The organism is Puniceibacterium sediminis (genome assembly GCF_900188035.1).
In the GTDB taxonomy this organism is placed as follows: Bacteria; Pseudomonadota; Alphaproteobacteria; order Rhodobacterales; family Rhodobacteraceae; genus Puniceibacterium; species Puniceibacterium sediminis.
This window is the reverse complement of sequence record NZ_FZNN01000020.1, coordinates 1-24348: the sequence shown is the minus strand read 5'-3', so window position 1 is coordinate 24348 and position 24348 is coordinate 1. Positions and strand designations below refer to the sequence as shown.

The following is a 24348-nucleotide window of genomic DNA, read 5'->3' as shown; positions in this document are numbered from 1 at the left end:
GCGGGAGGCATCGCCGGTGTGGTGAACCCCGCGCCTTTACTGACTGTGCCAGCGCCGCGAAACCATCACAGGCCCCGGCAGTCCTGTTCCGGGAACCATTTCCCTTGCCGCCTTTGGCCCCTTGACGATCAGCACCGGCCGCGCCAGCCTTGGACAGGACTCAAAGGCAGCATCGCCTGATGGCTGTCTGCGTTCTGAATTGCCGGAAAGGCGCGTTGCACAATGACCCGAAAGCCGGATGTCATTATCGTTGGGGCCGGCATCAACGGGTTATCCGCAACACTCGAGTTGGTCCGGCAAGGATTGTCTGTCCGTGTGATAGATCCCTGCGGCCCGGAAAATCCGGCAGGCGCGTCCTGGGGCAATCACCGTTTGATCCATCCCTTTTCCGATCGGCCCGACCGTCCAACTGCCGATGATGCGATCACCGCGCTTCATGCGTGGAAAGAGGTTCTGGAGCATATCGGGTGCGATGGATTTGCGCCGGTTGGTGTTCTGTCACAATGTCCCGGCCCCCTTGCGCGCCGCGCTGCCGGGATCACGCATGTGGAAACACAACCAGCTGAGGCCATTGTCGAAAGATACCCGATATGGAGGGGCTTGCGCGGGGAGGTAACGCTCGCGGTAGATTTCGGAGTGTTGATGGCCAGCGAAATCCTGACATCGCTGCGCAGTCATCTTGAGGCGACCGGGCAGGTTTCATTTGTGACCGAAACGGCCAGCCATCTTGCCCCGGACCAACCTGTCGTGCTGACGGATCAAAACCGGCACGAGGCGCGTCTGTGCGTTGTCATCGCCGCAGGGGCCGGGACGGGCAGGTTGCTCGCCGCGTCAGGGCAGGACCTTGAACCGTTGGCCGGGCATTTCCGGCGGTTCGAATGCCATGTCCTACATGCCGATCACCCGGAGCTGTCGCTGACATCCGATCAGGCCGCATTTTACAGTATGGCGGGTCAGGACCTTTGGGGAATGCAGCCTGTGCGCGGCCAACGTCTGAAACTGGGGTTTGGCAAGCTTAGCAAAGAACAAGACCCAAACGCGCGGACAGGAGCGGACACCATCGCGAAAGCCATGATGCGCGCCTACACGTCGCAGTGGCCGGGGTTTGGACAATGTCATGATGTCGAAGTCGAAAGCAGTCACTGGACCTCGATTTCGCTACCCTTCCCGCTGCTCAGGAAGGGGCCGCACGTGATTGTCACCGCCGATAACGGGGGCGGTTTCAAATTTGCGCCGCTGACCGGGAAATCGGTTGCGCGTACTGTCCTGAGATAAGCCAACAAAATCAACGTATAAGGCCTTGCTCTGCGCCGCTGGTGGTGCCGCGGACAGCTGTCCGGCAGCCTTTTACACCAGCGGCCGCAAATTTTTTTTGACAGGGTATTAATTTATCTAAATTGCGGGAATCTGACTCCCCATGGTACCGATATTTTGAAAATAAGCCTGCCTGAATTATCCAAAGGTATCCAAGGGACACGTAATGGCAATTCATATTTCCAAAGGTAAAGCTGCAAAAACGAATTACGAATATGGATGCGATTTACGTCGGGTTTATCCATGGGATGACGTAATGGATCCTATATACTGGGGAGCCGCAATTGCATCGGTTCGGGTGAGCGAATCCACAACGCCACATTCCCACGACGAAGACGAAACGTTTTTCATCATGTCCGGCAATGGCCGCATAGACGTTGATGGTGAAAATACGCCGGTTGCCGCCGGCGATGTCATTTTTCTCCCCCGAGGCAGCACACATACCATTGCAAACGAGAATGCTGTCGAGCCGTTGGTTTTCCTGACTGTGTTCTGGGCAAGCCCCGAGGCGAAGGGCGCGCTGCGTCGCGCCCTTCAGGCCGAGGAAGCGGGAGAACTGGCCGATGCGTGATACATTGATCATTGCACCGCCGCCGACCCCGAATGGCGATCTGCACGTCGGGCATCTGTGTGGGCCCTACTTTGGCGCCGATGTTTTCCGCCGGTATCTGACCCTGCGCGGCCATACCTGCATCACCGCTTTGTCTGTTGATGTGAACCAGAGCTATGTTGTCACAACCGCAGAACGCCTGGGCAAAGATCCGGGTGCGCTGGCGGTGAAAAGCCATCAGGAAGTGTCTGAAACGCTGGATATGGCCGACATTGATTTCGATATCGTCGGGTTTCCGGATCGGGCCTATACAGCATATATATCTGACTGGTTTGCCGCCCTGTACGAGCGGAATATATTCCAGCGCCAGACCCGACCCTACCCCTATGACGTCGTGCGCAAACGCTTCATGTTCGAAAGCTACGCGTCGGGAACATGTCCGGTGTGCCTGAGCGGCACAAACGGGAATATCTGCGAAGCCTGCGGACATCCCAACGATGCGCGCGATCTGCTGGGGCTTTACCCGACTGGCGGTGCCCCGGGCGACCCGATCGAAATGCGCCCGGTCGAACAATATGTCCTTTCCCTGGAGGACTGGCGCGAACCGTTGCGCGACTACCTTGATACGGCCATTCCGGAACGCCGTCCGAGCCTGCAACGGCTTATTGATGAGCTGTTCGCGCGCCGTCTGCCCGATTTCCCCATCACCTTCCCGTCACAATGGGGCATCCCGGCGCCGTTTCCCAACGCCGACGGCCTAGTCCTGAACGTCTGGGCCGAAATCCTGCCGGGGCATTACCACTGGCTGGAACAGGCGGCGTCCTCCAAAAACATGACGTTTCCGACCGATGCCGATTATGTTCAGTATCTGGGTTTCGACAATTCATTCTTTTACCTCATAGCGCATGTGGCTTTGGCGATGGCGGCAAAAAAATGTGGTGTGCGTTCGGTATTGCCCGCAGCGATTGTGACCAATGAATTCTATCAATTGGACAACTTTAAATTTTCGACAAGCCAGGGCCATTTGATCTGGGGGCGTGATCTGCTTGCCGAAATATCTGCGGATGAGGCGCGGTTCTATTTCGCATGGTCCAACCCGGATTACAGCCAGGCCAATTTCACGATGGAAGATATGGAGCGCGTGTTGAACCGAAAACTGCGCGCGCCGCTCAAAACTATCAGGGCGGGTTTGCAGGCTGTGACGGTTCCGGCGCAGGTGCAGGATACCGTCTGGTCAACCGCGCTCTACTCCCGGTTTGAATCGGTCTACGACATCGGACGCCAAAATCTGCGCGCAGCGGCGCAAACCGTTGCGAATGGACTGTCGATCCTGATCCGCCAAATGGATGCAGGGGCAGCACCATCCGAGCTTTGTGCCAGTGCGCGTGCGATTGCTGTGGGCCTTGCCCCGCTTTCGCCGGGTTTAGCCGCCGAACTCTGGCAGCTGAGCGGCGGCGTTGGTCGCATTACATGGCCGCAATCTGAACAGTTATCTCAAGTGGCCTGAATTTTCGGCCGAAATCGATAGGAGCTTGTTATGAAAGACCAGTACGCCGGACACACTGTTGATGTCCTTGGCATAGGCTTCGGTCCATCGAACCTGTCGTTGGCTGTGGCACATGAGGAAGCGCGGAGCGGGCTGAATATGCTGTTCATTGACGGCGCGTCCGGGCCGGAATGGCAGCCCGAAATGATGCTCCAAGGCTCAGACATTCAGAACAACCCTCTTCGGGATCTCGTGACGCCACGCAATCCGCGCAGCTATTATGGTTTTACCAATTACCTTAAAGAAAAAGGGCGGCTGTTCGAATATCTGAACCTTGGGCTGCACTACCCGCTGCGCAAAGATTACGCGCAATATGTGACTTGGGTGGCAGAGCATTTTGCGTCGATCGCCCGCTACGAGACCCGGGCGAGAAACATTCGCATGGATGTCGACCAAAACCTTTGGCATGTGGAAACCGATTCAGGCGACATCGCGGCACGGGCCTTGGTTCTTGGTACCGGACGCAGCCGGAAGATCCCGAAATTTGCAGAAGCGGCGCTTGGCCCGCGGGTGTTTCACGCAAGCGATTACCTCAAGCGGATGAATGTTTTGGGCATGAACCTGCGCAGCGTCGCGGTGATTGGCGCCAGTCAGTCCGCCGTGGAAATCACGCTCGATCTTGCGAACCGGTTGCCGCAGGCCGAAATCCACACGATTCATCGCAGTTTCTCGATGCGGCAAAAGGATGCCAGCCCATTTTCGGATTACGTCTATTTCCCTGAATTCGTCGACTATTTCTTCCGTGTTGGCGATGAAGCCCGCGAAAACCTGAGTCGGCAGTTGCGTGGCACAAATTACAGCGCAGCCGATCATGATGTGCTGCACAAACTTATGCTGACCCTGTACGAGGAACGGCTGGACCGACGGCAGCGCATCCACATCCGCAACAACACTGCCGTCGAAACCCTTGTATCGGACGCAAACGGTGCGAGCCTTACTTTGAAAGAGCAGCATCTGGGTGACGTTGAAACCCTGAACGTCGATGCGGTCATTCTTGCGACCGGGTTCCGCGATCTGGGCCATGGCGAAGGCGATGAACTGTTCCCCGAGCTTCTGGCGGATGTTGCGCCGCACCTTGCACGCCGCGGGGGCGGCGCTTTGAAGGTTGAACGGGATTACGCTGTAGCCTGTGATGCCGGGCTGGCGCTCTATCTGAACGGTTTGTGCGAAAGCTCTCACGGGTTGGGAGATGCCGGATCGTTCAGTCTTTTGTCCATGCGCTCGGCTGACATTCTGGCCAGCCTGGAAGCGAAGCTTATCGCACCATCCCAATCCCACAGGCACCCAGTTTTGGCGGAGACGACCGATGCAATTTGATAGTAAGGTTTCAGATCTGGACGTATTCGAACGTCATGAATCCTCTGTGCGCAGCTATTGCCGGAGCTTCCCGGCGCTGTTTACCCAGGCCAGCGGCACTGTGATCACTGATGCGGACGGGCGGGAATTCATCGACTTCCTGTCCGGTGCCGGCACGCTGAATTACGGACACAATCACCCCGCTGTTATCGAACCGGTGCAACGATATCTGCAGTCTGGTGGGATTTTGCACAGTCTGGATATGCACACAGCCGCAAAGATGGATTTTATCAAGGTATTTCAGGATATTATCCTAGAGCCACGCGGCATGAATTATAAGATGATGTTTCCCGGACCGACTGGAACAAACGCAATAGAGGCCGCCCTGAAACTTGCGCGCAAGGTCACGGGGCGCCGCAATATCGTGGCGTTTTCGGGTGGCTTTCACGGCATGACGCTGGGTGCGTTGGCAACAACGGCAAGCGCGCAAAAACGCGCCGGTGCCGGCATTGAAATGGGCGGCGTGACGCGCATGCCCTATGATGGTGCGTTGGGATCGCAGATCGACACAATGGATGTGATCGAACGGCAGCTCTGCGCCAAAGGGTCGGGCATCGATCCGGTCGCCGCCTTTCTGGTGGAAACCGTGCAAGGCGAAGGCGGATTGAACGTTGCGCGGCCAGTCTGGCTGCGCCGGTTGGCGGCCTTGGCCAAGCGGCTCGGGGCGCTTTTGATCATTGATGATATTCAAGCCGGGATCGGGCGGACGGGGACATTCTTTTCGTTCGAAGACATGCAAGTCGATCCTGACATCGTGGTGCTGTCGAAATCGCTGTCTGGCTTTGGCGCGCCATTGTCGCTGATGTTGCATCGCCCGGAACATGACGTTTTCGCACCGGGGGAACACAACGGTACGTTCCGGGGCAACAATCTGGGTTTTGTCGGTGCGGCGGCGTCCATCCGGTCTTTCTGGCAGGATGACAGTTTTCAAAACCGGATCGCGGTCCGCGCGCAGCAACTCCGCGAAGGTCTGACACGCATTGCCGCAGACCATCCCCACGCCATCAAACGTACGAAAGGGCGCGGCATGTTCATGGGCCTTGATTGCCGGAATCCGGAAACTGCGGGAAATCTGGCAGGCTGGCTTTTTGACAAGGGCGTCATCATTGAAACATGCGGGCCAGAAGACGAAGTCCTGAAGATGTTGTCACCCCTGATGGTCACCGAAGCGGAACTGGCCAAAGTTCTGGGCCTGATTTCAGAAGGCCTGATCGCCCTCAATACACATCAGATTTCGCCGGACCACGCTGCGATCTTCAACCAGATCCCAAGATCGGCTGAGGTGGTCTAGACATGGGCTTTCCCGACGGTCGTTCAGACTTTGAGCTCTGGCAAATCGACGTCTTCGCACAGGCGCCTCTTACCGGGAATCCGGCGGCGGTGGTGTTTGGGGCGGAGCGCGCCGACACGGCTCTGATGCAGGCGATTGCGCGGGAAACCAACCTGTCAGAGACCGTATTCTTGCTGCCGCCCCGACAGGGGGGAGACGCGTTCATGCGGACATTCACCACCCGAAGAGAGATAAACTTTGCGGTGCACCCCGCATTGGCAGCGGCACATGCGTTTTGTGAAGCGACCAATCCGGGGTGCACCGCCGTCCGGTTTGAACATTCGCGCGGCGATCTGCGGATATGGCGCGACGGACCAAACGCGCCATGGTTTGCAACCGTGCCACAACCAAAGTTCGAAACCACGGTGTTTTCTCCGGCTGATCTTGCGGGGTTATTTGGCTTGTCTGTGGACGATCTTGCACCAGGATCGCCACAAATCGTGGCGACGGGCGTACCTTGGTTGCTGATCGAGCTTGCGACGGAAAGCGCGATCAGCCGGGCCCACCCCGACATGACGGCGATTGCGGATCTGACGCGATCAATTTCGGCTGTGGGCATCACCTTGTTCCGGCCCAACCCGCGCCCCGGGATAAGCGCAGAACTGCGCACATTTGCCCCGGCAGAGGGCATATACGAAGACCCGGTCTGTGGATCCTGTGCCGGTTCAGTGGCCGCTGCCTTGCGCCGCAGAGACCCGGCTTTCGCGGCCCAGGCGCTGCACCACCTTGAACAGGGGCACACCATTCACCGCCCGGGCACGATCATGGTGCGTCTGGAGGATACGGATATCCACGTTGGCGGCCCGACGCTCACCGTTATGCGTGGACACTTCAACAGGGAAATTGCGCTATGCCCCGCCTAGCTTTCACCACTTTCGCGATAATGAAAAAACCTTATGGCGACCCGGTCGTGCACGGGTTCGAAGCGCTCACCCCGGCAGTCTTTCGCAAGGCCGAAGAATCTGCCGGTTTCATCGCCCGGGCCCGCGAAATCGATGACCGTGACGAGCTGACGAATTTTGAACGGGATTGGGGCCCTTGGGGCAAATTCGCCGTACCCCGTTTCTATGATGGCGGGTTCGAAACGGCCCAGGACACACGAGCCTCGACGGTGTCGCTTTGGGCCTCGGTGGATGCGGTGCGGCAGTTTGCCTATTCGGGCCTGCATCAACGCGCCCTGCAGCAACGCGAAAAATGGTTCCGCAAACCAGCTTGGCCAACCTATGCCATGTGGTGGGTGGACGATGCGCATACACCCAGCTGGGGTGAAGCCTGCCAACGGCTTGAACATCTGCACGATTATGGCCCAAGTGCTTATGCCTTTGATTTTTCGCAGGTGTTTGCCGCGCAAGACCGCACACCCGAGAAGGTGATCTGACATGGGGGCCACAGCGCAGATCAGCAATCCGATGAAGTTCGCATCGCGCCAGGTCGTCGATCTGGGTATCGTCCAGGGGGCTTGGCCGGTGAAGGTCTATGCCATTCTGTCCGACAAATGGACAGTGGATGACCTGCCCGACGCCGCCACGTTTGAAGTGGCTGTGCGTGATGCGGCCGCGACCTTGCAGCAGCCGCAGGATCATCCGGCCGGTTTCGCGATTTTTCACATGGCGGATGATGGTTTTTATCTTCTGATTTCGCGGTTCAACAACGCCAACAATATCCGCCACAGCGTCTTTAGCCTTGCGCAGCATGTGACCGGACTCAAATGCGCGCCGCTGGCCGATCCCAAACTGATCGCCTGTATCTGGGAAATGCGCCTGATGATGGCCGAAGCAGATGCCTGGATCGAAACCGTTCTGCGGCCCGGCAACGGGCTGACGCAGGATGCGCTCTCTGCCTATCTGGCCTGCAGATACGAGGGCACGGTATGAGCAATATTCGCCCCATAGAAGCGCGCGATCTCAACGCCTTGGTGCCGTTGTGCCAGGAACATGCCGAATACGAAGGGCTGACGTTCACCAGGTCCGATCAGGTCGAACGCTGGGACAGCCTTTTCTTTGCACCACAGCCGCATCTGTTCGGATGGGTTGTCGATATGGCCGGGCCACTGCAAGGCTATATGACCGCGACCATCGACACCGCTACATGGGCTGCGCGGCCTTTCGTGTATCTGGATTGTCTCTACCTCGCCCCCTCGATCCGTCGGCAGGGGTTTGGCAGGCGAATGATGGCGACGCTTCAGCGTTTTGCATGCGAGCATGACTGCAAGGAAATTCAATGGCAAACCCCGCCTGACAACGATCTGGGCCGGGCATTTTACCACAGTCTCCGGGCTCAGGAACTTACCAAATCCCGCTTCACACTTCAGGTGGCCCATGACCCAGAATTTGTTTGAACCGCCTTGGTCTGCCGATTGCGGGCCCGGCCCTTGGGGCGGAAAGCTGGCTGATCTTGGCGGGTTACTGCGCATGGGCGATGCGACAACGCCGGACAAAGTCGCGGTTGCCGACCCGAAAACCGAACTCACCTACCGGGATCTTGAAACAGCAGCGCTGAACATGGCGCACATTCTAAGGGATCGCTGGGGCATCACCCCTGGGGATCGCGTGGTCGTCCTGACGAAAAAATGGCCCATCGTGCCCGCAATCGCGGTGGCGATCTGGAAACTCAGAGCGGTTTATGTCCCGATTGATGCTGATCTGCCCGCAGAGAGGCTCAGCAGCATGATCGGCCGCGCCCGGCCCGCGCTGACCGTAGGTTTCGGCCCAGCAATTGTTCAAGGTCACCCGCATCTGGATATCAGCGACTGGCACCAGCTGACCAAAGACAGACCAGACGACATAGTGCGCCCTTTACCCGGCCCGGACGACATTGCCTATATCATCCATACCTCTGGATCGACGGGAAAACCCAAGGGCGTACAGATCACGCATCAAAGCCTTTCGGCCTATTTTCACGCGCATAACCAGATGCTGCAATTTGGCGCGGGCGCCCGGGTGCTAAGCTTTGCGCCGTTTCATTTCGATGTTTCGATAGAGGACACACTGCTGCCGCTCTCGGTCGGCGCATTTGTTTATTTGTACAACCGGCCCGCTGTCGGAATGATCATGCGGCGGACCCTGGCGCGTCAGCGCATAACGCATCTGATCGCAGTATCCACTTTGCTCGCCGTGCTGTCAGATGATGCATCAGAGATCCATCCCGATTGTTTCCCCGATCTGGAAATGATCATGACCGGGGCCGAAACCTGCCAGCCCGCAATTCTCAACCTCTGGAAATCTGCCCGGCCTGATTTGCGGGTGTATAATGTCTATGGCCCAACAGAAGTCACCATTGTCTGCACCGGATTCGAGCTGAAGATCCCCGAACCCGGGCGGACAACGGCATTTCCCATCGGTCGCCCGCTGGCCGGTGTCGATATCAGACTGTTGGATCCGGCCGGGCAGGACATCACCGGGGCTGATCAGCCCGGTGAGCTTTGCCTTGGCGGGGTGCAGGTGATGGCGGGCTATCTTGGCGATCCCGCGGCCACGGCAGAGCAGATTTTCGAAAGATCGGGTGTCCGCTATTATCGGTCAGGCGACATATGCAGCTTTGATGTGGATGGCGATCTGGTCTTTCTGGGGCGCGCGGATTCCCAAGTCAAACTGAACGGACGCCGGATTTCCCTTGGCGAAATTCAGTCGGAATGCATGTCCCTGCCGGGGATTGACCGCGCTGTTGCCGGTCTTGTCGCGCGGGGAAAAACGCAGCTGATTGGCGTGGTCCTTGTCAGCGATGATCCGGATGCGGTCGCAAGGGCCCGCCGCCATCTTGACCGTGTATTGCCCGCCTATGCACGCCCGTCCCTTTGGGACAGCGTTTCAAAACCGAACCTGTCCGGAACCGGAAAATCAAATGACCGGGATCTTCTGGCGCGGCTCTCTGTCTGTGTCTCTGGATAAAAAGGAACCATACATATGCCCGATACGATACCCTTTCTGGATGATGTCCGCGCCCTGATCGCCGCCGAACTGAGCGGCACAGACATCGCAGAGCTTGCGCCAGACACGAAGCTCCACACACTTGGCATCGACAGCCTGACCGCGGTCAATCTTGTGGTGGCCCTGTCCGCCCAGACCGGTGTGGACCTGGAAGACTTCATCGACGATCTGGAAACGCCCGACAGTATCGCAGGGCTTTGCGATATCGTGGCACGTTTCCACTCGGCGACGGTATAGGGCAGGTCAATGGCACAAACCCTGCTTTGCGCAGTCCCCGGCAACATGGCGACGCTGCCAGAGCCAACAACCGCGCGGCATATGGCGCTTGCGCCGGATATTGGCCGCGTGATCGCCGCGCGGCGACTGATGATGCGCAAGGTGGCCCCGCGCGATGACGCCGATTATGGCCGCGCCGCACAATCTGCGTGGATTGCGAATTACACCAACCCGGTATCAGCCGATGTGGACATTCGCCAAACCGACCGATGGACCCATGTCCTGACCCCCGCAAATGCGCAGAACTGCACGCTTCACTACATCCATGGCGGCGGTCTGGTGTACTATGATGCCTTGGATTTCCTCCCGATGCTGACCCGGCTGGCTGCCGGTTCCGGTGCGCGGATCATGGTGCATGGCTATGCCAAGATGCCTGAAAATACCGCCGATACCTGCCTGTCCCCCTTGATCGCGCGGATCATGAGCGCGCTTAATCCAGATGGCCGCGACATCGTTATTGGAGACAGCATCGGGGGGCTTGTTGCGCTGCACATCGCGGCGGGGCCTGTGCGCGACCGGGTTCAGGGTGCCGTGCTTGTCTATCCCGTCCTGTCGCTCAGCACGATTTTTCCGTCATACAGCGATTTCGCGACCGGTTTGTTTCTGGATGCAGAGGTCATGTTGTGGTTTCGCCGGTTGTGGGCAGATTGGTTTGTGCAGCATGGCACAGACCCGCTCGCCATGGCGCGGCTGCCCTGCCCTGTCACGATCTTTGCCGCGCCCTGCGATATTCTGGCCGACGAAGCCCGGGCGTTCGCGCAATGCCACCCAAAGGCCGACCTTCATTGGTTGCAGGGGCAAGGCCATGATGCACTGCTGTATGCCGGGCGTGTGCAGTCGGCCGATGTGGCTCTGACGCAGGTCGCTGAACACCTTAAAACTCTCGTAAAAGGAAACGACAAATGAATATGGATCAACTGCGCCACTATCAGGCGAAACTGGCCTACGAAATGGACAGTTTCGATGTCTACACCACGCTGGAAAAGGGCAATAAGCCGATCACCATCGTGGATGGCCGCTCTGACGCGGCCTATCAGGTTGAGCATATTCCCGGTGCCATCAACATTCCCCACCGCGAAATCTGTGTGCACCGCACCGCCGATCTGGACCCAGGCCGCATCTACGTCTGCTACTGCGACGGGATCGGGTGCAATGCCTCAACAAAGACCGCCCTCAAACTGATGACTCTCGGATTCGAGGTGCGCGAGCTCATCGGCGGACTCGATTGGTGGATACGCGACGGATACGCAACCGAAGGCACCAAGGCCCGCACCGGCACAGAAATCATTTGCGGTTGCTGACGCACTGAACCCAAGGACCCATCCGATGACCCAGATCTTTCCGCTTTATGACGCGATTGTGGTTGGTGCCGGAGTTGCCGGCACCGCCGCTGCCATCCTTCTGGCCAAGGCGGGGCTGTCTGTCTCGTTGGTTGATCCAAAGCGAAGCATGACGGATCACAAATCGCTGTGCACCCATTTCGTTCAACCGGTCGGCAATCATGTCTTTGCGGATTTGGGGGCCAGCGACCTGTTGGGTCCCGAATGCAGCATCGCGACGCAGGCCAAGTTCTTTGTTCCCGGCGGCACGATCGACGCGCCAACAGGTTACGGCAAGGACGATATACATTCCTCCGCGCATAACCTTGAAAGGCGCGTCATGGACCCCCTATTGCGGCAACTCGCGGCGGCAAACGGGGTCGATATCAAACTGGCAACCCGGGTCATTGGCCTTGAACGGTCCGACGATTTGTTCACAGCGCACATGGACGGGGCGCAAGCCGGCTCTGTCAGGGCACGTTACGTGATTGCTGCGGACGGTCGTATGTCCGATATCGCCCGCCTTGTCGCCGCGCCGACACAGACAACCCCCAATGACCGCTTCGCCTATTTCATCTACGGACATGGCATCGCAGCGCCACAGGACAATCGCTCCTTGTTCGTGCTGAACAACGCCGAGATGAGCTTTCTCTATCCGTTGATCGGTGAGCGCACGCTGCTTTCGGTCTATGTGAAATCCGACAGCTTCGGTGATTGGGGTACTGGCCGCACCCGTGTCGATCACCTGATCGATCAGTTCAAACGTCACTTGCCGGACGTCGATTTCAACGGCTTCACGCCGCAAACCCCTGTCATGGGGTACAAACGCTATGACAATCAGCTGCGACCGGCAGTGACAAACGACATTGCCTTTGTCGGCGACGCTGCCCTGTCGCTTGATCCGATGAGCGGTGTGGGATGTTCCTTTGGCCTGATGTCGGCCCGTTTCCTGGCGGATGCCATCGGGCGTCACGGCCCGGATCGCAACGCCGCATTGGCCGAATACGAAACTGCCCACGCAGAATTCTTTTCACCGCACGCAAGCGGGATCATGGCAGATGCCCGTGTGGCAAAATCGGAAGAAACAAGCCGGAAAATCTATGCCACGATCCTGCAGGATGATCGGCTGAAACAGCGGTACCTTGACTTGACCGGTCGCCTGGTCACGCCATCGCAATTCCAGAAAAGCTACCTTGTCGGGGCAGCCAAGCAAGCCGCCGCACAGCAAAAACGCGCGATGGAACCGGCAACATGACCGAAAAACTTCATTCATATGACATGGCGCTGTTCAGCCGCAGTTTCCTGAATTGCGCACAGCGACACAGTATCGTCATGCTGGCAGAACGCCGTGTGCGGGTGGCCGAATTGTTTGCCACATGCCATGTGTCGAGTGATGTCATTCTGGATCAATGTATCCGCAAACGCATACCAAAATATGATTTCGACTTTGACGGCCTGACAGACGCGGATTTTCAGATGGCCGGGGTCGACCGCAAATCGCAATTTCCCGACAACTTTGCCACGGCCCGCGACACTGTTCTTGAACGCATCGCCGCAGATGGGTTTGTGTTGCTGGCGGGGGATGTTTTCTATCTCGAACACTGCCCCGAATTCCGCAATGCGCATCTGTTTCATCTGATTATCGTCACAGGCTATGACGCCCAGACCGATACCTGGGCGATCATCGACGACAATCCTGCCAGCGTTCTTTGCCACTACAGCTACAAAACCCCCGATCTGGCTGCGTTTTACAACAACAATTCCGTACGAGAATTCAGAACTTATGCAGCCCTGGCAACACAGGATACGGCGGCGGCGTTGCATCGGTTCCGCGCCCATCAGAAGGGGCGCACAGACAGCCTGGTTCTGCTCACCGGAATTCATGATCTGCTGGCCTCTCCCTGGAATGATCCGGGCGTTCTGTTCGGCCATCTGGGCCAGGCCATGTCGATCCTTGCCGGATCAAGACGCTGCTTCGGGGCCTTCCTGCGTGATGTGGCACATCAACCGGACTTGGCAAACATGGCTGACGCGCTCTCGGATCGCGCGTTCAAACTGCGCGAGCTGATCACCTTTGCAGGCCTTGGCAAGATGCCCCCGTCACGACGCATTCCCGCGCGCGCCGCTGAACTCGCCGCGGCTGAGGCTGACTTCAGCGCGTCGCTCATCACTTTGACCCAATCTTTGGAAGAAGATGAAACCAATGACCTATGCACCCACGGATGACGCCTATCTCACGCTGCTGCAACGACGCAGCTATGCGGCATTTTTCACCAGCCAGTGTATCACCAATCTGTGCGACGGTTTGCTGGCGGTCACGATCATCTATTTTGCGATCGAAATGAACGCCTCGGCCTTGCAGCTTGGGGCTGTCACCTTCGGAGTGACCCTGTCACGCGGCTTTCTTGGGCCGATTGGCGGCGTCATGGGGGACCGCATGGACAAACGGTGGTTCCTCATCGTGGTCGAACTGCTGCGCGCCCTGCTCATGCTGGGGCTGTTTCTGTTCTATACCTCGGGCGCGCTCAATATTTACAGCCTCACCGCCTTTGGCATTCTGGTGTCGACCTGCTTTGCCATTTCCGTTCCGGCGGCCAAATCCATGATTCCGAAACTGCTGAAGGAAGAGCAGCTTCAGGCCGGCAATGCCCTGGTTCAAACCATCACATGGCCAGCGTTTTTCCTCGGTTCCGGACTGCTGGCGGGGTTTTTGCATTTCGACATGAAAGGCGGCATTTTCCTTGCGACCGCAGCCGCCTTTGTGGTTTCGACGGCGTTGCTGCTACTTTTGCCAGAGATTAACACCGACAGCGATGCCCCCTCAGCAAAGACCTCTTTGCGCGAGGACCTGAGCCAGGGCTATAAAGAGCTGTCTTCGGATCGCGTACTGCTCATCCGGGTCTGGAGCTATGCGGCTTTCACCTTTTTCTGGCGCGGCGCCCTGCAAATCGTGCTGCCCCTGCTGGTGCTGAGAGAGCTTGAAAGCCCCGCGTGGTTGTTCGGGGCCTTGATGTTCGTCAACGGTGCGGGTGAATTCGTTGGGAATTTGGTCGTGGGGCGGCTGCAGCTCCGCCGACCGCTGGTCTTTTCGTTCCTGTGTGAACCGGTTTTGGGCTTTGGTCTGATGTTGCTCGCCCTGGCGCTGTTTGTCCCCTATCCCATGGTGCCGTTGTTCACCGGCGCGCTCTTGATCGGGCTGGGGGCTGCGACGATTGATATTCCGCTTCTGACGGTCATCCAACGCCACGTGAGCCAGCGCAACATCGGCAAGGTCATAAGCTATTGGTTCACGATCGGCTCTTTTGGCGGCGCAATGGGAAACCTCGCGCTTGGGGCCTATTTCGAGTTCCTCGATGTTCGGCTGGGAACGACAATCCTGTCGATTGGTGTGGTCTTGCTCGGTCTGGCCATGCTGAACTGGGCCTATCGCGCGACCCGTCAGGCCTGACACCGCAAGCGGCAAAACGCTGCGGGAAACACCTGTGCGGCCTTCAGGGCCGCACATTTTTTGTCACATCTGAATGATGTCAGGCTTATGGCTTGTCCCGCGCACGGGCCGCTGATTTGGGCGCAAGCCTTTGCGCATAAAGGGCAACACGGCCACTGTCGTTCTTGAACTCACTGTCGTCGGCCGTTGTTTGGCTCTTCAGCCACTTCACAAAATGACGCAGCGCAGGGCGTTCGAGGCGCGGCGACCAGACAAGCCGGTAGCCGGTGTCGTCGCGCGTGTCGATATCATCAAACAGAATCCTGAGCCGCCCTGCTTTCATATCCGCGCCTGCCAGCTCGCTCCCCATAATGGAAATGCCCTGCCCGGCCAGAAGCGCGGAATAATGCATGGCCCCTTCGATCGTCAGCCGGTTTCTGTGTGAGGCCGGGTCCAAACCTTTTTCTGACAGCCATAACATAAAGATTTCCTTGTTTGGCTCCAAAAGCCAAGTGAAGCGGAACAAATCAGATGGCTCAAAAACGGTCTGATCCCCCACGAGAGAGGGCGCTCCAATAACGCTAAGACCGGTCATGACAACCGGAATGCTGTTAAGCCCCCTGCCCGGTTCCGTTCCAAAACGAATCGCTGCATCAAAGCTGCCATCATCCAAATCTATCACCGAACACCGCGCGTCGATGGTAATTTCAATATCGGGGTTTTTTGCGGAAAATGAATGCAGTCTTGGAACCAGCCAATTCGCGGCAAATGACGGCGTTGTTGAAATTCGCAACGGCATTGCAGCTGCTTGTTTCCGCACCATCAGCAGCCCATCCCGGACCTTTTGGAAGCCATTTGTCAGCGCTCCACCCAGGATTTCCCCTGCTGCGGTTGACTGCATTTTTCGGCCGGTCCTGTCCAGCAAAGGCACGCCAACATGCTCTTCAAGTATACGTAATTGCTGAGAAATTGCGGCATGTGTCACACCAAGTTCTTCGCTGGCCTTGGCCAGGGAACCTGTCCGGATTGTTGCCTCGAAAGCCCTAAGTGCCGCCATGGGAGGAAGGCGATCAGACATGTTAAGAATCCTTAAGCAGTGTCAGAAAAATTGAATTTCCACATCACTAAATTCTACCTAGCGTTGAAGAGCAACAACATTCAACGCTCGGTATCAAATCATGGTTTCTTTTGATGAACTTGTAATCTTCGACTGCGACGGCGTTCTCGTTGACAGCGAGCTATTGACCATGGCGGTTCTTTCCGAACAGATTCCCGGTCTGGATGCGATGACCGCCTATAACCGGTTCAGAGGGCGCAAAATCTCTGATTGCCTCAGAGAACTGGAAACGGAATTCGATTTTTGCCTTTCGGCTGAATTCATCGAAAATTTTCGCAATGCCTGTGCGGATCGTTATCGCGCCGAACTGAAATGCGATCCGGATCTTCGCGGCGTCGTCGACGGTCTGGATGGCCGGTATTGCGTCGGCACCTCAGCCCCATTCGAAAAAGTCAAAACCATGCTCGGCGCGGTTGGTGTTTGGGATTTGTTCGAATGGCGCATCTTCAGCGCCTATGCCCTCAAGACCTGGAAACCGGCCCCTGATCTGTTTCTGACAGCCGCGCGTCACTGGGGCGCCGAGCCATGCAATTGCCTTGTGGTCGAAGACAGCCCGACGGGCGTGGCCGCCGCGCGCAACGCCGGCATGTACACCGTCGTGCTGGACCCGCGCGGAGAAGCAACCGGCCCCGAATTCGCCGGCACCCAACGCATCACACGTATCGCAGACCTGCCCGCACAGATCGCTATGTGGCGTGAAAAGCGCCGCTCGAGTCGCCCCGAGCGAATTCACAAGGAATTTGTTTCGATCTGATCCGCAACTTCAAAAAAGGCCGTTTCGTCATGACATTCAAACCTTCCCCGTTCGAAAGCCTTCAAGCCGCCAACCCGGATGCCGAGATCTGGTGGGACAGCTCTCCTCAGATCTTCGGCAAGTTCCGCGACACATTCCTGTCTACCGCCTCCACTTCGGACGAAGCCGCAGTGTGGCGTGCGCAGCTGAACCGGTTTTTTGATCCCGAACGCCCGACCGAGGGCCTTGTGCGCGGGATCACGACAAATCCTTCATTGATCGCCAGCTGGATTCAGAACGCACCCGAAGAATGGACACCCATCATTTCCGAAGCGATCGCCCGCCAGCATCGCCCCACGATCGAAACAACTTATCAACTGGTCTATCAGACGGCGATCACCCGCGCGGCGGGCATGATGTTACCGCTCTGGTCCAAGTCCAAGGGAAAATACGGCTGGGTGTCCGGCCAGACCGACCCGCGCATCATGTTCGATTATGACGCGATGCTGGAACAGGCTCTGGGCATTGCCCGCACGGCCCCCAACGTCATGCTTAAGATCCCCGGCACCCAGGCGGGCTACCGCGTGATCGAAGAACTGACCGCGCGCGGCATTTCCACCAATTCGACACTGTCCTACACGGTTCCGCAGTTCCTTGCCTGTATCCAGGCGGTAGAGCGTGGACTAGCCAAGGCATACACCGCCGGCGTCGATACGTCCCGCTGGCGCAGTGTCATCACCCATATGATCGGTCGCTTTGGCACGATGAACGGTCTTGGTGCAGAGGCCGAAGCCCGTGGCATTCCTCTGTCCGAATCCGACACGCGATGGGCCGAACTTGCGATCCTCAAGCGCGCGAATTCTCTGATCCGCCGCAAAGGGCATCCTTGCAAGATGCTGCTGTCGTCGCTGAAAGTCGACAAGCGCAACACGCCTGACAGTAATCTGTCCATGCATCTGGAACACACCGCCGGGGCGAACATTGCCTATACCTGCAAGCCGGACTTTATCGCGGACATCCTGAAAGATCAGGATCGCTGGCAGCCCTGTACGCCAAAGGGCATCGACTCGGCCGTCCCGGAGGCGGTCATGGCGCGGCTGCTCCAGCTCCCTTCCTTCCGCAAGAGTTACGAACCCGACGGGATGACCCCGGTGGAATTCGCCGCCACAGGCGCGTTTCTGGGCACCTTCATGGAAGTGAACGAAAACACCCGTCGCCTGATCCATCACATCGGTTTGGCGTATGAGCACGACGTAAACACCGCCCTCGCGGGAGCGGCCTGATGACCAGGGCAATCTCAATCGCGCTTTGGACGCATCCCCGGTCGATTTCGACCGCGTTTGAACGATACTTTCTTGAGCGCAAGGATTTTCAGGTCTTTCACGAGGAATTTGCCGCCGTCTATCAGGCCAATGACAGCCGCGAAAAACTGCCGCACGGCACGCTTGATCCCACCCTGCCCGGGGACTACGCCAGCATCCGTGACCGGATGGAGCAGGCCCGCCAGAACGGTCCCGTTTTCCACAAAGACATGTGTTATCATGTACTTGGAAACCTGATAGACGATCACGAATACCTTGCGAACCAGGTGAACATCTTTCTTGTCCGCAGCCCGGAGGAAGCGGTTCTATCGCTTGCCACGGTGCACCCCGGTATGGATTTCGACTGTATCGGCTACGCCGAAGTGCCCGTTCTGTTCGATCATGTGCGTCAGGCGACGGGCCGTACACCCATGGTGATCGACTCTGCGCAGCTGGCCAGCGATCCGGTCGGGACCATGCGTGCAGTCTGTGATTATGCCGGCATCGATTTTGACCCGCACGCCCTCAGCTGGGGCGCGGCCATGCCGCCGGTTTGGCAAACCTGGGAAACCTGGCACGCCGAAGCGGCCCAAAGCACAACCATCACGGCCCCCAAAAAACAATACTCCGTCTCTTTCGAAAGCCAGCCCCGCCTGCGCGCAATGGCCGATTTTTGTCAGCCTTTTTATGCCCATATGCAGCGCTTTTCATCCCCCATTAAGACCCGCACCGAGGAGCTAATCTGATGACCGAACAAACCGTTTTTATCACTGGCATTGCCAGTGGCCTGGGCGAAAAAGTCGCCGACTTGTCGCTTGCGCAGGGCCACCGCGTCTATGGATGCGATAACAACAAGGACAAGATTCGCGATTTCGAAGCGCGCCACGCAAATCAAAAAGTTGAGGTGTTTTTTTGCGACGTCTCAGACTTCCCCGCGCTCGAAAAGGTGTTCCAGACCGTCTGTGAAAAGGCTGGTCGCATCGATTCCCTTGTCAACAACGCGGGCATGTATCTGGGCAAACCGCTCAGCACCTATGATGATGCGCTGATTGAGCGGGCCATTGATGTCAATCTCAAGGCGCCGATGAAACTGTCGCTTTGGTACGCGGATCACGTACGCAAGAACGGCGACCGGGGCAGCATCGTCAACATCGCCTCTGTTGCCGGCGAAGTCGGCTCATCGGACGCTGTCTACGGATCGGTAAAGGCTGGTGTCATCGGCCTGACAAAATCCAACGCAATGAATTATGCGCCGGAAATCCGTGTCAATTGCGTGTCACCTGGCCTTATCGAAGACACTGATATCGCGCGTGAAATCCCAGAGTATCGCTATGCGGAATACAAACGCCAGGAATTGCTGGACGGCGGGCTGAACTGTGAATCCGTTGCGGGTGTCGTGAATTTTCTGATCAGCAACAATGCGCGGTCGATGACCGGGGCGATCATTCGTTCCGACAACGGGTGCTATCCAAGATGATCACGCTCCCTTTCCCCCCGACCGATGGTGCCCTCGGGCAAATGACGGCAAACGGCGATCAGCCCCGGATCATGATCCTTGGCGTTGGCGATTTGGCAAATCACGTCATCAACCAACTACTGGCACGCCCTGGCACAACCCGACTTATCCTGGCCGGGCGTGATGAAACAGCCCTGCGACATCGTGCCAATCTGGCGCGCTACGCTGCGGCCAATTGCGGTATTCTGGCGGAAATCGAAGTCGCCCGGATCGATCTGGCCGATATGACGGCGACTGCTGAAACCCTGGCCGCGGTCAAACCCGACATCATCTTTATGGGTGCCAGCCTGCAATCCTGGCGCCGCCTGACAGAACTGCCCAAGGCCGTTTTCGAGGCTCTGGACGAAGCACAATTCGGCCCCTGGCTTCCGATGCATCTTTCGTTGAATTACAATCTCATGCGGTCCATCCGCGATGCGGGTATCACCCCAAAGGTTGTCAACGCAGCCTTCCCGGATGCGGTGAATGCCATTCTGGACAAGGTCGGCCTGGCCCCGACGCTTGGCGTCGGAAATGTAGCCAACATCATTCCCGGTCTCACCTTTGCCATCGCGTCGATTACGGGGGTTCCGGTTGATGATCTTCGGGTTCGTCTGGTGTCGCAGCACTATTTCAGCCACTTCGTCCCGCGTGCGGGTCACAAGGGCAACGGCGATTACCATATGTCCGTCACCCGCTGCGACGGCACCCCGGTCGAGGTGGATCACAAACAGGCCTTCGGGCAGCTCAACGGAGCGTTCAAGCGCATCGGCGGTGTGGCGGGGCAACTGCTGACAGCCGGTTCCGCAACCCGCGTTCTGGCCGCGATGGCCGAAAACCGCAGCATCTCGGCCCATGTGCCCGGCCCCTCGGGCCTGCCGGGCGGATATCCGGTGCGCATTTCCGCCGAAGGCGCCACGCTGGATCTCCCCCACGGGCTCAGCCTGTCAGAGGCGATCGCGATCAACCAGCGCTGCCAGCAGGCCGACGGCATAGAAGCCATCGCAGACGATGGCACCGTGACCTACACGGACCGCGAAATGGCGATCATGACGCGCATGCTTGGGTATTCGGTGCGCCGGATGGCACTGGCGGACACCGCCGCGCAAGCCAATGAACTTGCAGCAAAATTTGCGGAATTTCGGGTCCGTGCCCAATCAGATACATCATGGAGGATGGCCGGATGAACGTCGCAGTTTCCCCAATGGGCACGGCGGTGGTGAAAGCCCACCCCGTGACCGAACAATATCAGGACGACCTTGTAGATCGCTGGGACAACCTGATCGATTGGAACAAACGGCAGGACGGTGAAAAGACCTTTTTCATCGATCAACTGACGTCAAACGGGGCGCGCCGTGTGCTGGATGCCGCCTGCGGGACGGGGTATCACGCCGTCCGCCTGACACGGGCCGGTTTTGATGTCACCGCGCTGGATATCTGCCCCAACATGGTGGCCCGTACCGCTGAAAACGCGCGCGCCCATGGGGTCCGCTTCAAGATGATGGTGCGTGACTGGCTGGAGCTCGACAGTGACGCCGCGCCGTTTGATGCAATCGTCTGTCTTGGTTCGTCTTTCCCACATTTGCTGGACCCGGCCGACCGCAGCAAGGCGCTGAAAAACTTTTACAGCCTGCTGCGTCCGGGCGGGCAGCTGATCCTGGACCATCGCAACTTTGATGCGATCCGGGTGGGGCAATACGCCAATACATCGGGCCTGTATTATTCCGGTCAGGGCACCCGCGTGACCCCTTCGATCACCGGGGATATCTGCACCTTTCAATACGATTTCCCCGATGGCGCGCGGCACCACCTGCGCGTGGCCGCGATCCCGCGCGACACGATGCGCGCGGAACTCACCGCCGCCGGGTTCAATGACATCACCAGCTACGGCGATTTCCAGCCTGACTATGACCTTCACCAGGTTGGCTTTCATATCCATGTTGCCCGCCGCCCAGCCTGAGGACAAAACAATGACACAGATCGATGCGCAAAATTCCGTGCTTAAGATTCCACTCTATACGAAACTGCAACCCGCCATTGTCGCCCTGACGCTGACCAGCTTTGTTGCCGCCACATACGGCTTTGGAATGTATCTGTTTGCAGCAATCCTGCCGGCAATGCGCCTGAGCCTCGGGTTTTCTTACCAGACGGTCGGCGTGATCACGAGCATGGCCCAGGTGGCGTTCATGCTCTTTGCCATCGGCGGCGCACTTTTGGCGCACCGGATCGGCGGTGCCTGGGTCGCGATCCTGTCGATGATCGTATGCTCGGCCTCCCTGATTTTGGTCCCCACGGTTTCGAACGTCGTGGTGATCGGTGCCCTGCTTGTCCTGCTGGGCGGCTGCGCTGCGTCGGTCTATGTGCCGATGGTCGAACTGGCATCGCGCACCGTTCCTCAATCCCACCGTGGCAAGGTTCTGGGACTGATATCCTCGGGCACAAGCTATGGCGTGTTCATCAACGGGTTGCTGGCCCCGCATTTCCTTGCATCTGGGACCTGGCAGGGGATCTGGCTCGCGGTTGGCACAATCTCGGTCGCTTTTACCGTGATCGGATTTGCGGTCCTGGCCCGCGCCGGTGCGCTCTCTGCTGCTGACCGTCCCACCAAAACCGTTCCGCAAGATGCCGACGTACCGGCCAAACGCGGGCTGATGAAAACGCTGGGCCGGGCCGAAACCTGGGTCCTTCTCATCCTGGCAATCACCCTCCTCAACGGCATGACCACAATGCCGTTCCAGAACTACCTGACCTCCTATCTTGAGGACGAACTTGGCCATGGCGTCGCGCTCAGCGGACAGCTCTGGGCGACGATCGGCTTTATCGGGATGTTCTCCGGCTTCCTTCTGGGGACGCTGGCTGACAAGATCGGCATTCGCGCGACGATGCTGCTGACCTATGCCCTCTTGCTGACAGCCTCCGGGCTTCTGGTCTTCTTTCCGGTCAAGGAGATGCTGCTGATTGCAGGCGTCTGTTTCGCGCTGGCCTTCTATCCGATCTTCGGACTGGTGCCCGCCTACATAGCCAAGACACCCAGTAACCTTTCGGGAACCTCCATCTTTGCCATCGCCAATGTCACGCTGGGGGTTGGCGGGATCGCCGGAAACTTCTTTGGCGGCTATTGGGCCGGCCTTACCGGAAGCTTCATCGGCATCTACGTGATCATTGGCATTCTTACCATTGTGACAGGTGCGCTTGCCTGGGCCCTGCCCGCTGAAACCCGGGGAAATGAATAACATTTTCAGTGACTTGAAGAAAGGAAACAGAGATGTTCACCAATACCTATCTGTTCAGCAGTGAATCCGTGTCCGAAGGGCATCCCGACAAGATCTGCGACATGATTTCGGATGCTATTCTGGACAGCTACCTGGCCCAGGACCCCGATGCCCGCGTGGCCTGCGAAACCCTTGCCACCACCGGTCACGTCACCATCGCAGGCGAGGTGCGAACCCGCGCCAAGGACCACCCCCCCGCGGCCGATATCGCGCGCAACGTCATCCGCAGCATTGGCTATGATCAGGATGCCTTTTCCTGGCGCACCGTGGATATCGTCAACCGCCTGCACACCCAATCCGCCGATATCGCCCGTGGTGTCGATGATGCGGGCAACGGCGAAGAAGGCGCCGGGGATCAGGGCATCATGTTCGGCTATGCCTGCCGGGAAACCCCCGCGCTGATGCCTGCGCCCATCGTCTATGCACATGGGATCCTGCAAAACCTGGCGACAGATCGCAAGGCGGGTATATTGCCCCAGCTCGGGCCCGACGCCAAAAGCCAGGTCACCCTGCGCTACCGCGATGGCAAACCCGTCGGCGTTGAAACCGTTGTCCTGTCGACCCAGCACATAGAAGGGCTCAGCGCTGCGGACATCAAGGACATCGTCGCCCCCTATGTCATGGATATCTTTCCAAAGGGCTGGGCCATCGACCCCAACCGCCTTCTGGTCAATCCGACTGGCAATTTCGTGATCGGCGGCCCAGATGGCGATACGGGCCTGACAGGGCGCAAGATCATCGTTGATACCTACGGCGGGGCCGCGCCCCATGGTGGCGGGGCCTTCTCTGGCAAGGACCCGACCAAGGTTGACCGCTCGGCGGCCTATGTCGCGCGATACTTGGCCAAGAACGTGGTCGAAGCCGGGTTGGCCGACACCTGCCTCATTCAGCTGGCCTATGCCATTGGCGTCGCCGAACCCGTCTCGGTCTATCTTGATCTCAAGGGAACTGGCCGCGTTGATCCGGTGCGGCTGGCCAAGGTTCTGCGTGAAATGGTCCCGCTGACGCCGCGTGGAATTCGCAGCCACCTTGATCTTGCGCGTCCGATTTACGCCCCGACCGCATCTTATGGCCACTTTGGCCGCTCCCCCCGGGACAGCGGCAGCTTTTCCTGGGAATCCACCGATATCGCTGACCAGCTGGCCCGCGCCTTTGGTGCGATCGCTCAACCCGTTTCTGCCCAATCAGGACATTAGACATGACCCTTCAGCAAACAATCACCCTTCCGGATTTCGCGGTAAAGGACATCGCGCTTGCCGCATATGGCCGCAAGGAACTGGATATTGCCGAAACGGAAATGCCGGGCCTGATGGCATTGCGCACCGAATTCGGTGAAGAGAAGCCACTGAAGGGGTCGCGTATCGTCGGGTCTCTGCACATGACGAT

General features: G+C 58.1%; 26 protein-coding genes. 25 read left to right on the top strand and 1 reads right to left on the bottom strand.

From position 1 onward, the window contains the following. The first annotated feature begins 222 nt into the window (after nt 1-222). From CHB75_RS17695 to CHB75_RS17620, 16 genes are all read left to right on the top strand, one after another. A complete protein-coding gene (locus CHB75_RS17695) occupies nt 223-1275 on the top strand; it encodes an FAD-dependent oxidoreductase (protein WP_089272941.1) in 1053 nt (350 codons plus the stop codon). Nucleotides 1276-1480: 205 nt separating this feature from the next. Further along, the gene (locus CHB75_RS17690) at nt 1481-1885 is read left to right on the top strand and encodes a cupin domain-containing protein (RefSeq protein WP_089272939.1); all 405 of its coding nucleotides are present in this window, start codon (nt 1481-1483) and stop codon (nt 1883-1885) included. Then, nucleotides 1878-3371 (top strand): class I tRNA ligase family protein, encoded by a 1494-nt coding sequence (locus tag CHB75_RS17685; protein WP_089272937.1) that lies wholly within the window; start codon nt 1878-1880, stop codon nt 3369-3371. Before CHB75_RS17690 ends, CHB75_RS17685 begins: the two co-directional genes overlap by 8 nt. A 30-nt stretch (nt 3372-3401) precedes the next feature. Further along, nucleotides 3402-4727 carry a lysine N(6)-hydroxylase/L-ornithine N(5)-oxygenase family protein gene (locus tag CHB75_RS17680; protein WP_089272935.1) on the top strand — a complete coding sequence of 442 codons (1326 nt, stop codon included), beginning with the start codon at nt 3402-3404 and terminating at the stop codon, nt 4725-4727. Next, nucleotides 4717-6057, top strand: coding sequence for a diaminobutyrate--2-oxoglutarate transaminase (gene ectB / locus CHB75_RS17675; protein WP_089272933.1), 1341 nt, complete (start codon nt 4717-4719; stop codon nt 6055-6057). The genes CHB75_RS17680 and ectB overlap by 11 nt, the downstream gene beginning before the upstream one ends. 2 nt (nt 6058-6059) lie before the next feature. Beyond that, complete coding sequence (locus tag CHB75_RS17670; RefSeq protein WP_089272931.1) at nt 6060-6959, top strand: PhzF family phenazine biosynthesis protein; 900 nt, start codon at nt 6060-6062, stop codon at nt 6957-6959. Next, nucleotides 6947-7474, top strand: a complete 528-nt coding sequence (locus CHB75_RS17665) for a DUF3291 domain-containing protein (RefSeq protein ID WP_089272929.1) — start codon at nt 6947-6949, stop codon at nt 7472-7474. Before CHB75_RS17670 ends, CHB75_RS17665 begins: the two co-directional genes overlap by 13 nt. A 1-nt stretch (nt 7475) precedes the next feature. Beyond that, nucleotides 7476-7970 carry a hypothetical protein gene (locus CHB75_RS17660; RefSeq protein ID WP_089272927.1) on the top strand — a complete coding sequence of 165 codons (495 nt, stop codon included), beginning with the start codon at nt 7476-7478 and terminating at the stop codon, nt 7968-7970. Continuing rightward, nucleotides 7967-8434 (top strand): GNAT family N-acetyltransferase, encoded by a 468-nt coding sequence (locus tag CHB75_RS17655; protein WP_089272925.1) that lies wholly within the window; start codon nt 7967-7969, stop codon nt 8432-8434. The genes CHB75_RS17660 and CHB75_RS17655 overlap by 4 nt, the downstream gene beginning before the upstream one ends. Continuing rightward, the gene (locus CHB75_RS17650; RefSeq protein WP_176439186.1) at nt 8415-9983 is read left to right on the top strand and encodes an amino acid adenylation domain-containing protein; all 1569 of its coding nucleotides are present in this window, start codon (nt 8415-8417) and stop codon (nt 9981-9983) included. Before CHB75_RS17655 ends, CHB75_RS17650 begins: the two co-directional genes overlap by 20 nt. Before the next feature lie 15 nt (nt 9984-9998). Next, nucleotides 9999-10259, top strand: a complete 261-nt coding sequence (locus tag CHB75_RS17645; RefSeq protein WP_089272921.1) for an acyl carrier protein — start codon at nt 9999-10001, stop codon at nt 10257-10259. Between the two features lie 9 nt (nt 10260-10268). Continuing rightward, nucleotides 10269-11204, top strand: coding sequence for an alpha/beta hydrolase fold domain-containing protein (locus tag CHB75_RS17640; protein WP_089272919.1), 936 nt, complete (start codon nt 10269-10271; stop codon nt 11202-11204). Continuing rightward, nucleotides 11201-11599 carry a rhodanese-like domain-containing protein gene (locus tag CHB75_RS17635; RefSeq protein WP_089272917.1) on the top strand — a complete coding sequence of 133 codons (399 nt, stop codon included), beginning with the start codon at nt 11201-11203 and terminating at the stop codon, nt 11597-11599. Before CHB75_RS17640 ends, CHB75_RS17635 begins: the two co-directional genes overlap by 4 nt. 25 nt (nt 11600-11624) lie before the next feature. After that, a complete protein-coding gene (locus CHB75_RS17630; RefSeq protein ID WP_089272915.1) occupies nt 11625-12872 on the top strand; it encodes an NAD(P)/FAD-dependent oxidoreductase in 1248 nt (415 codons plus the stop codon). Further along, nucleotides 12869-13843 (top strand): BtrH N-terminal domain-containing protein, encoded by a 975-nt coding sequence (locus tag CHB75_RS17625; protein WP_089272913.1) that lies wholly within the window; start codon nt 12869-12871, stop codon nt 13841-13843. The genes CHB75_RS17630 and CHB75_RS17625 overlap by 4 nt, the downstream gene beginning before the upstream one ends. Further along, nucleotides 13821-15065, top strand: a complete 1245-nt coding sequence (locus CHB75_RS17620; protein WP_089272911.1) for an MFS transporter — start codon at nt 13821-13823, stop codon at nt 15063-15065. Before CHB75_RS17625 ends, CHB75_RS17620 begins: the two co-directional genes overlap by 23 nt. An 85-nt stretch (nt 15066-15150) precedes the next feature. Here the strand turns inward: CHB75_RS17620 and CHB75_RS17615 are convergent, their stop codons facing one another. Continuing rightward, nucleotides 15151-16122: a LysR substrate-binding domain-containing protein gene (locus tag CHB75_RS17615; protein ID WP_089272909.1), complete on the bottom strand. Its 972-nt coding sequence runs from the start codon at nt 16120-16122 to the stop codon at nt 15151-15153. A 100-nt stretch (nt 16123-16222) separates the two neighbouring features. On the opposite strand from CHB75_RS17615, the gene CHB75_RS17610 reads away from it, so the two are divergent. The 9 genes from CHB75_RS17610 to CHB75_RS17570 all read left to right on the top strand — a co-directional run. After that, a complete protein-coding gene (locus CHB75_RS17610; protein WP_089272907.1) occupies nt 16223-16915 on the top strand; it encodes an HAD family hydrolase in 693 nt (230 codons plus the stop codon). A 29-nt stretch (nt 16916-16944) separates the two neighbouring features. Then, complete coding sequence (locus CHB75_RS17605) at nt 16945-18177, top strand: transaldolase family protein (RefSeq protein WP_089272905.1); 1233 nt, start codon at nt 16945-16947, stop codon at nt 18175-18177. Further along, nucleotides 18177-18941, top strand: coding sequence for a sulfotransferase-like domain-containing protein (locus CHB75_RS17600; protein WP_089272903.1), 765 nt, complete (start codon nt 18177-18179; stop codon nt 18939-18941). The genes CHB75_RS17605 and CHB75_RS17600 overlap by 1 nt, the downstream gene beginning before the upstream one ends. After that, nucleotides 18941-19672 (top strand): SDR family NAD(P)-dependent oxidoreductase, encoded by a 732-nt coding sequence (locus CHB75_RS17595; protein ID WP_089272901.1) that lies wholly within the window; start codon nt 18941-18943, stop codon nt 19670-19672. The genes CHB75_RS17600 and CHB75_RS17595 overlap by 1 nt, the downstream gene beginning before the upstream one ends. Beyond that, nucleotides 19669-20877: a hypothetical protein gene (locus CHB75_RS17590; RefSeq protein WP_089272899.1), complete on the top strand. Its 1209-nt coding sequence runs from the start codon at nt 19669-19671 to the stop codon at nt 20875-20877. Before CHB75_RS17595 ends, CHB75_RS17590 begins: the two co-directional genes overlap by 4 nt. Beyond that, on the top strand, nt 20874-21650 hold the full coding sequence (locus CHB75_RS17585; RefSeq protein ID WP_176439185.1) for a class I SAM-dependent methyltransferase: 777 nt from the start codon (nt 20874-20876) through the stop codon (nt 21648-21650). The genes CHB75_RS17590 and CHB75_RS17585 overlap by 4 nt, the downstream gene beginning before the upstream one ends. 10 nt (nt 21651-21660) lie before the next feature. Next, nucleotides 21661-22923, top strand: a complete 1263-nt coding sequence (locus CHB75_RS17580; protein ID WP_176439184.1) for an MFS transporter — start codon at nt 21661-21663, stop codon at nt 22921-22923. 32 nt (nt 22924-22955) lie between these two features. Beyond that, nucleotides 22956-24158 carry a methionine adenosyltransferase gene (gene metK, locus CHB75_RS17575; protein ID WP_089272893.1) on the top strand — a complete coding sequence of 401 codons (1203 nt, stop codon included), beginning with the start codon at nt 22956-22958 and terminating at the stop codon, nt 24156-24158. A 2-nt stretch (nt 24159-24160) separates the two neighbouring features. Then, nucleotides 24161-24348 (top strand): adenosylhomocysteinase (locus tag CHB75_RS17570; RefSeq protein ID WP_141135136.1); only part of this gene is annotated, 188 nt, incomplete at its 3' end.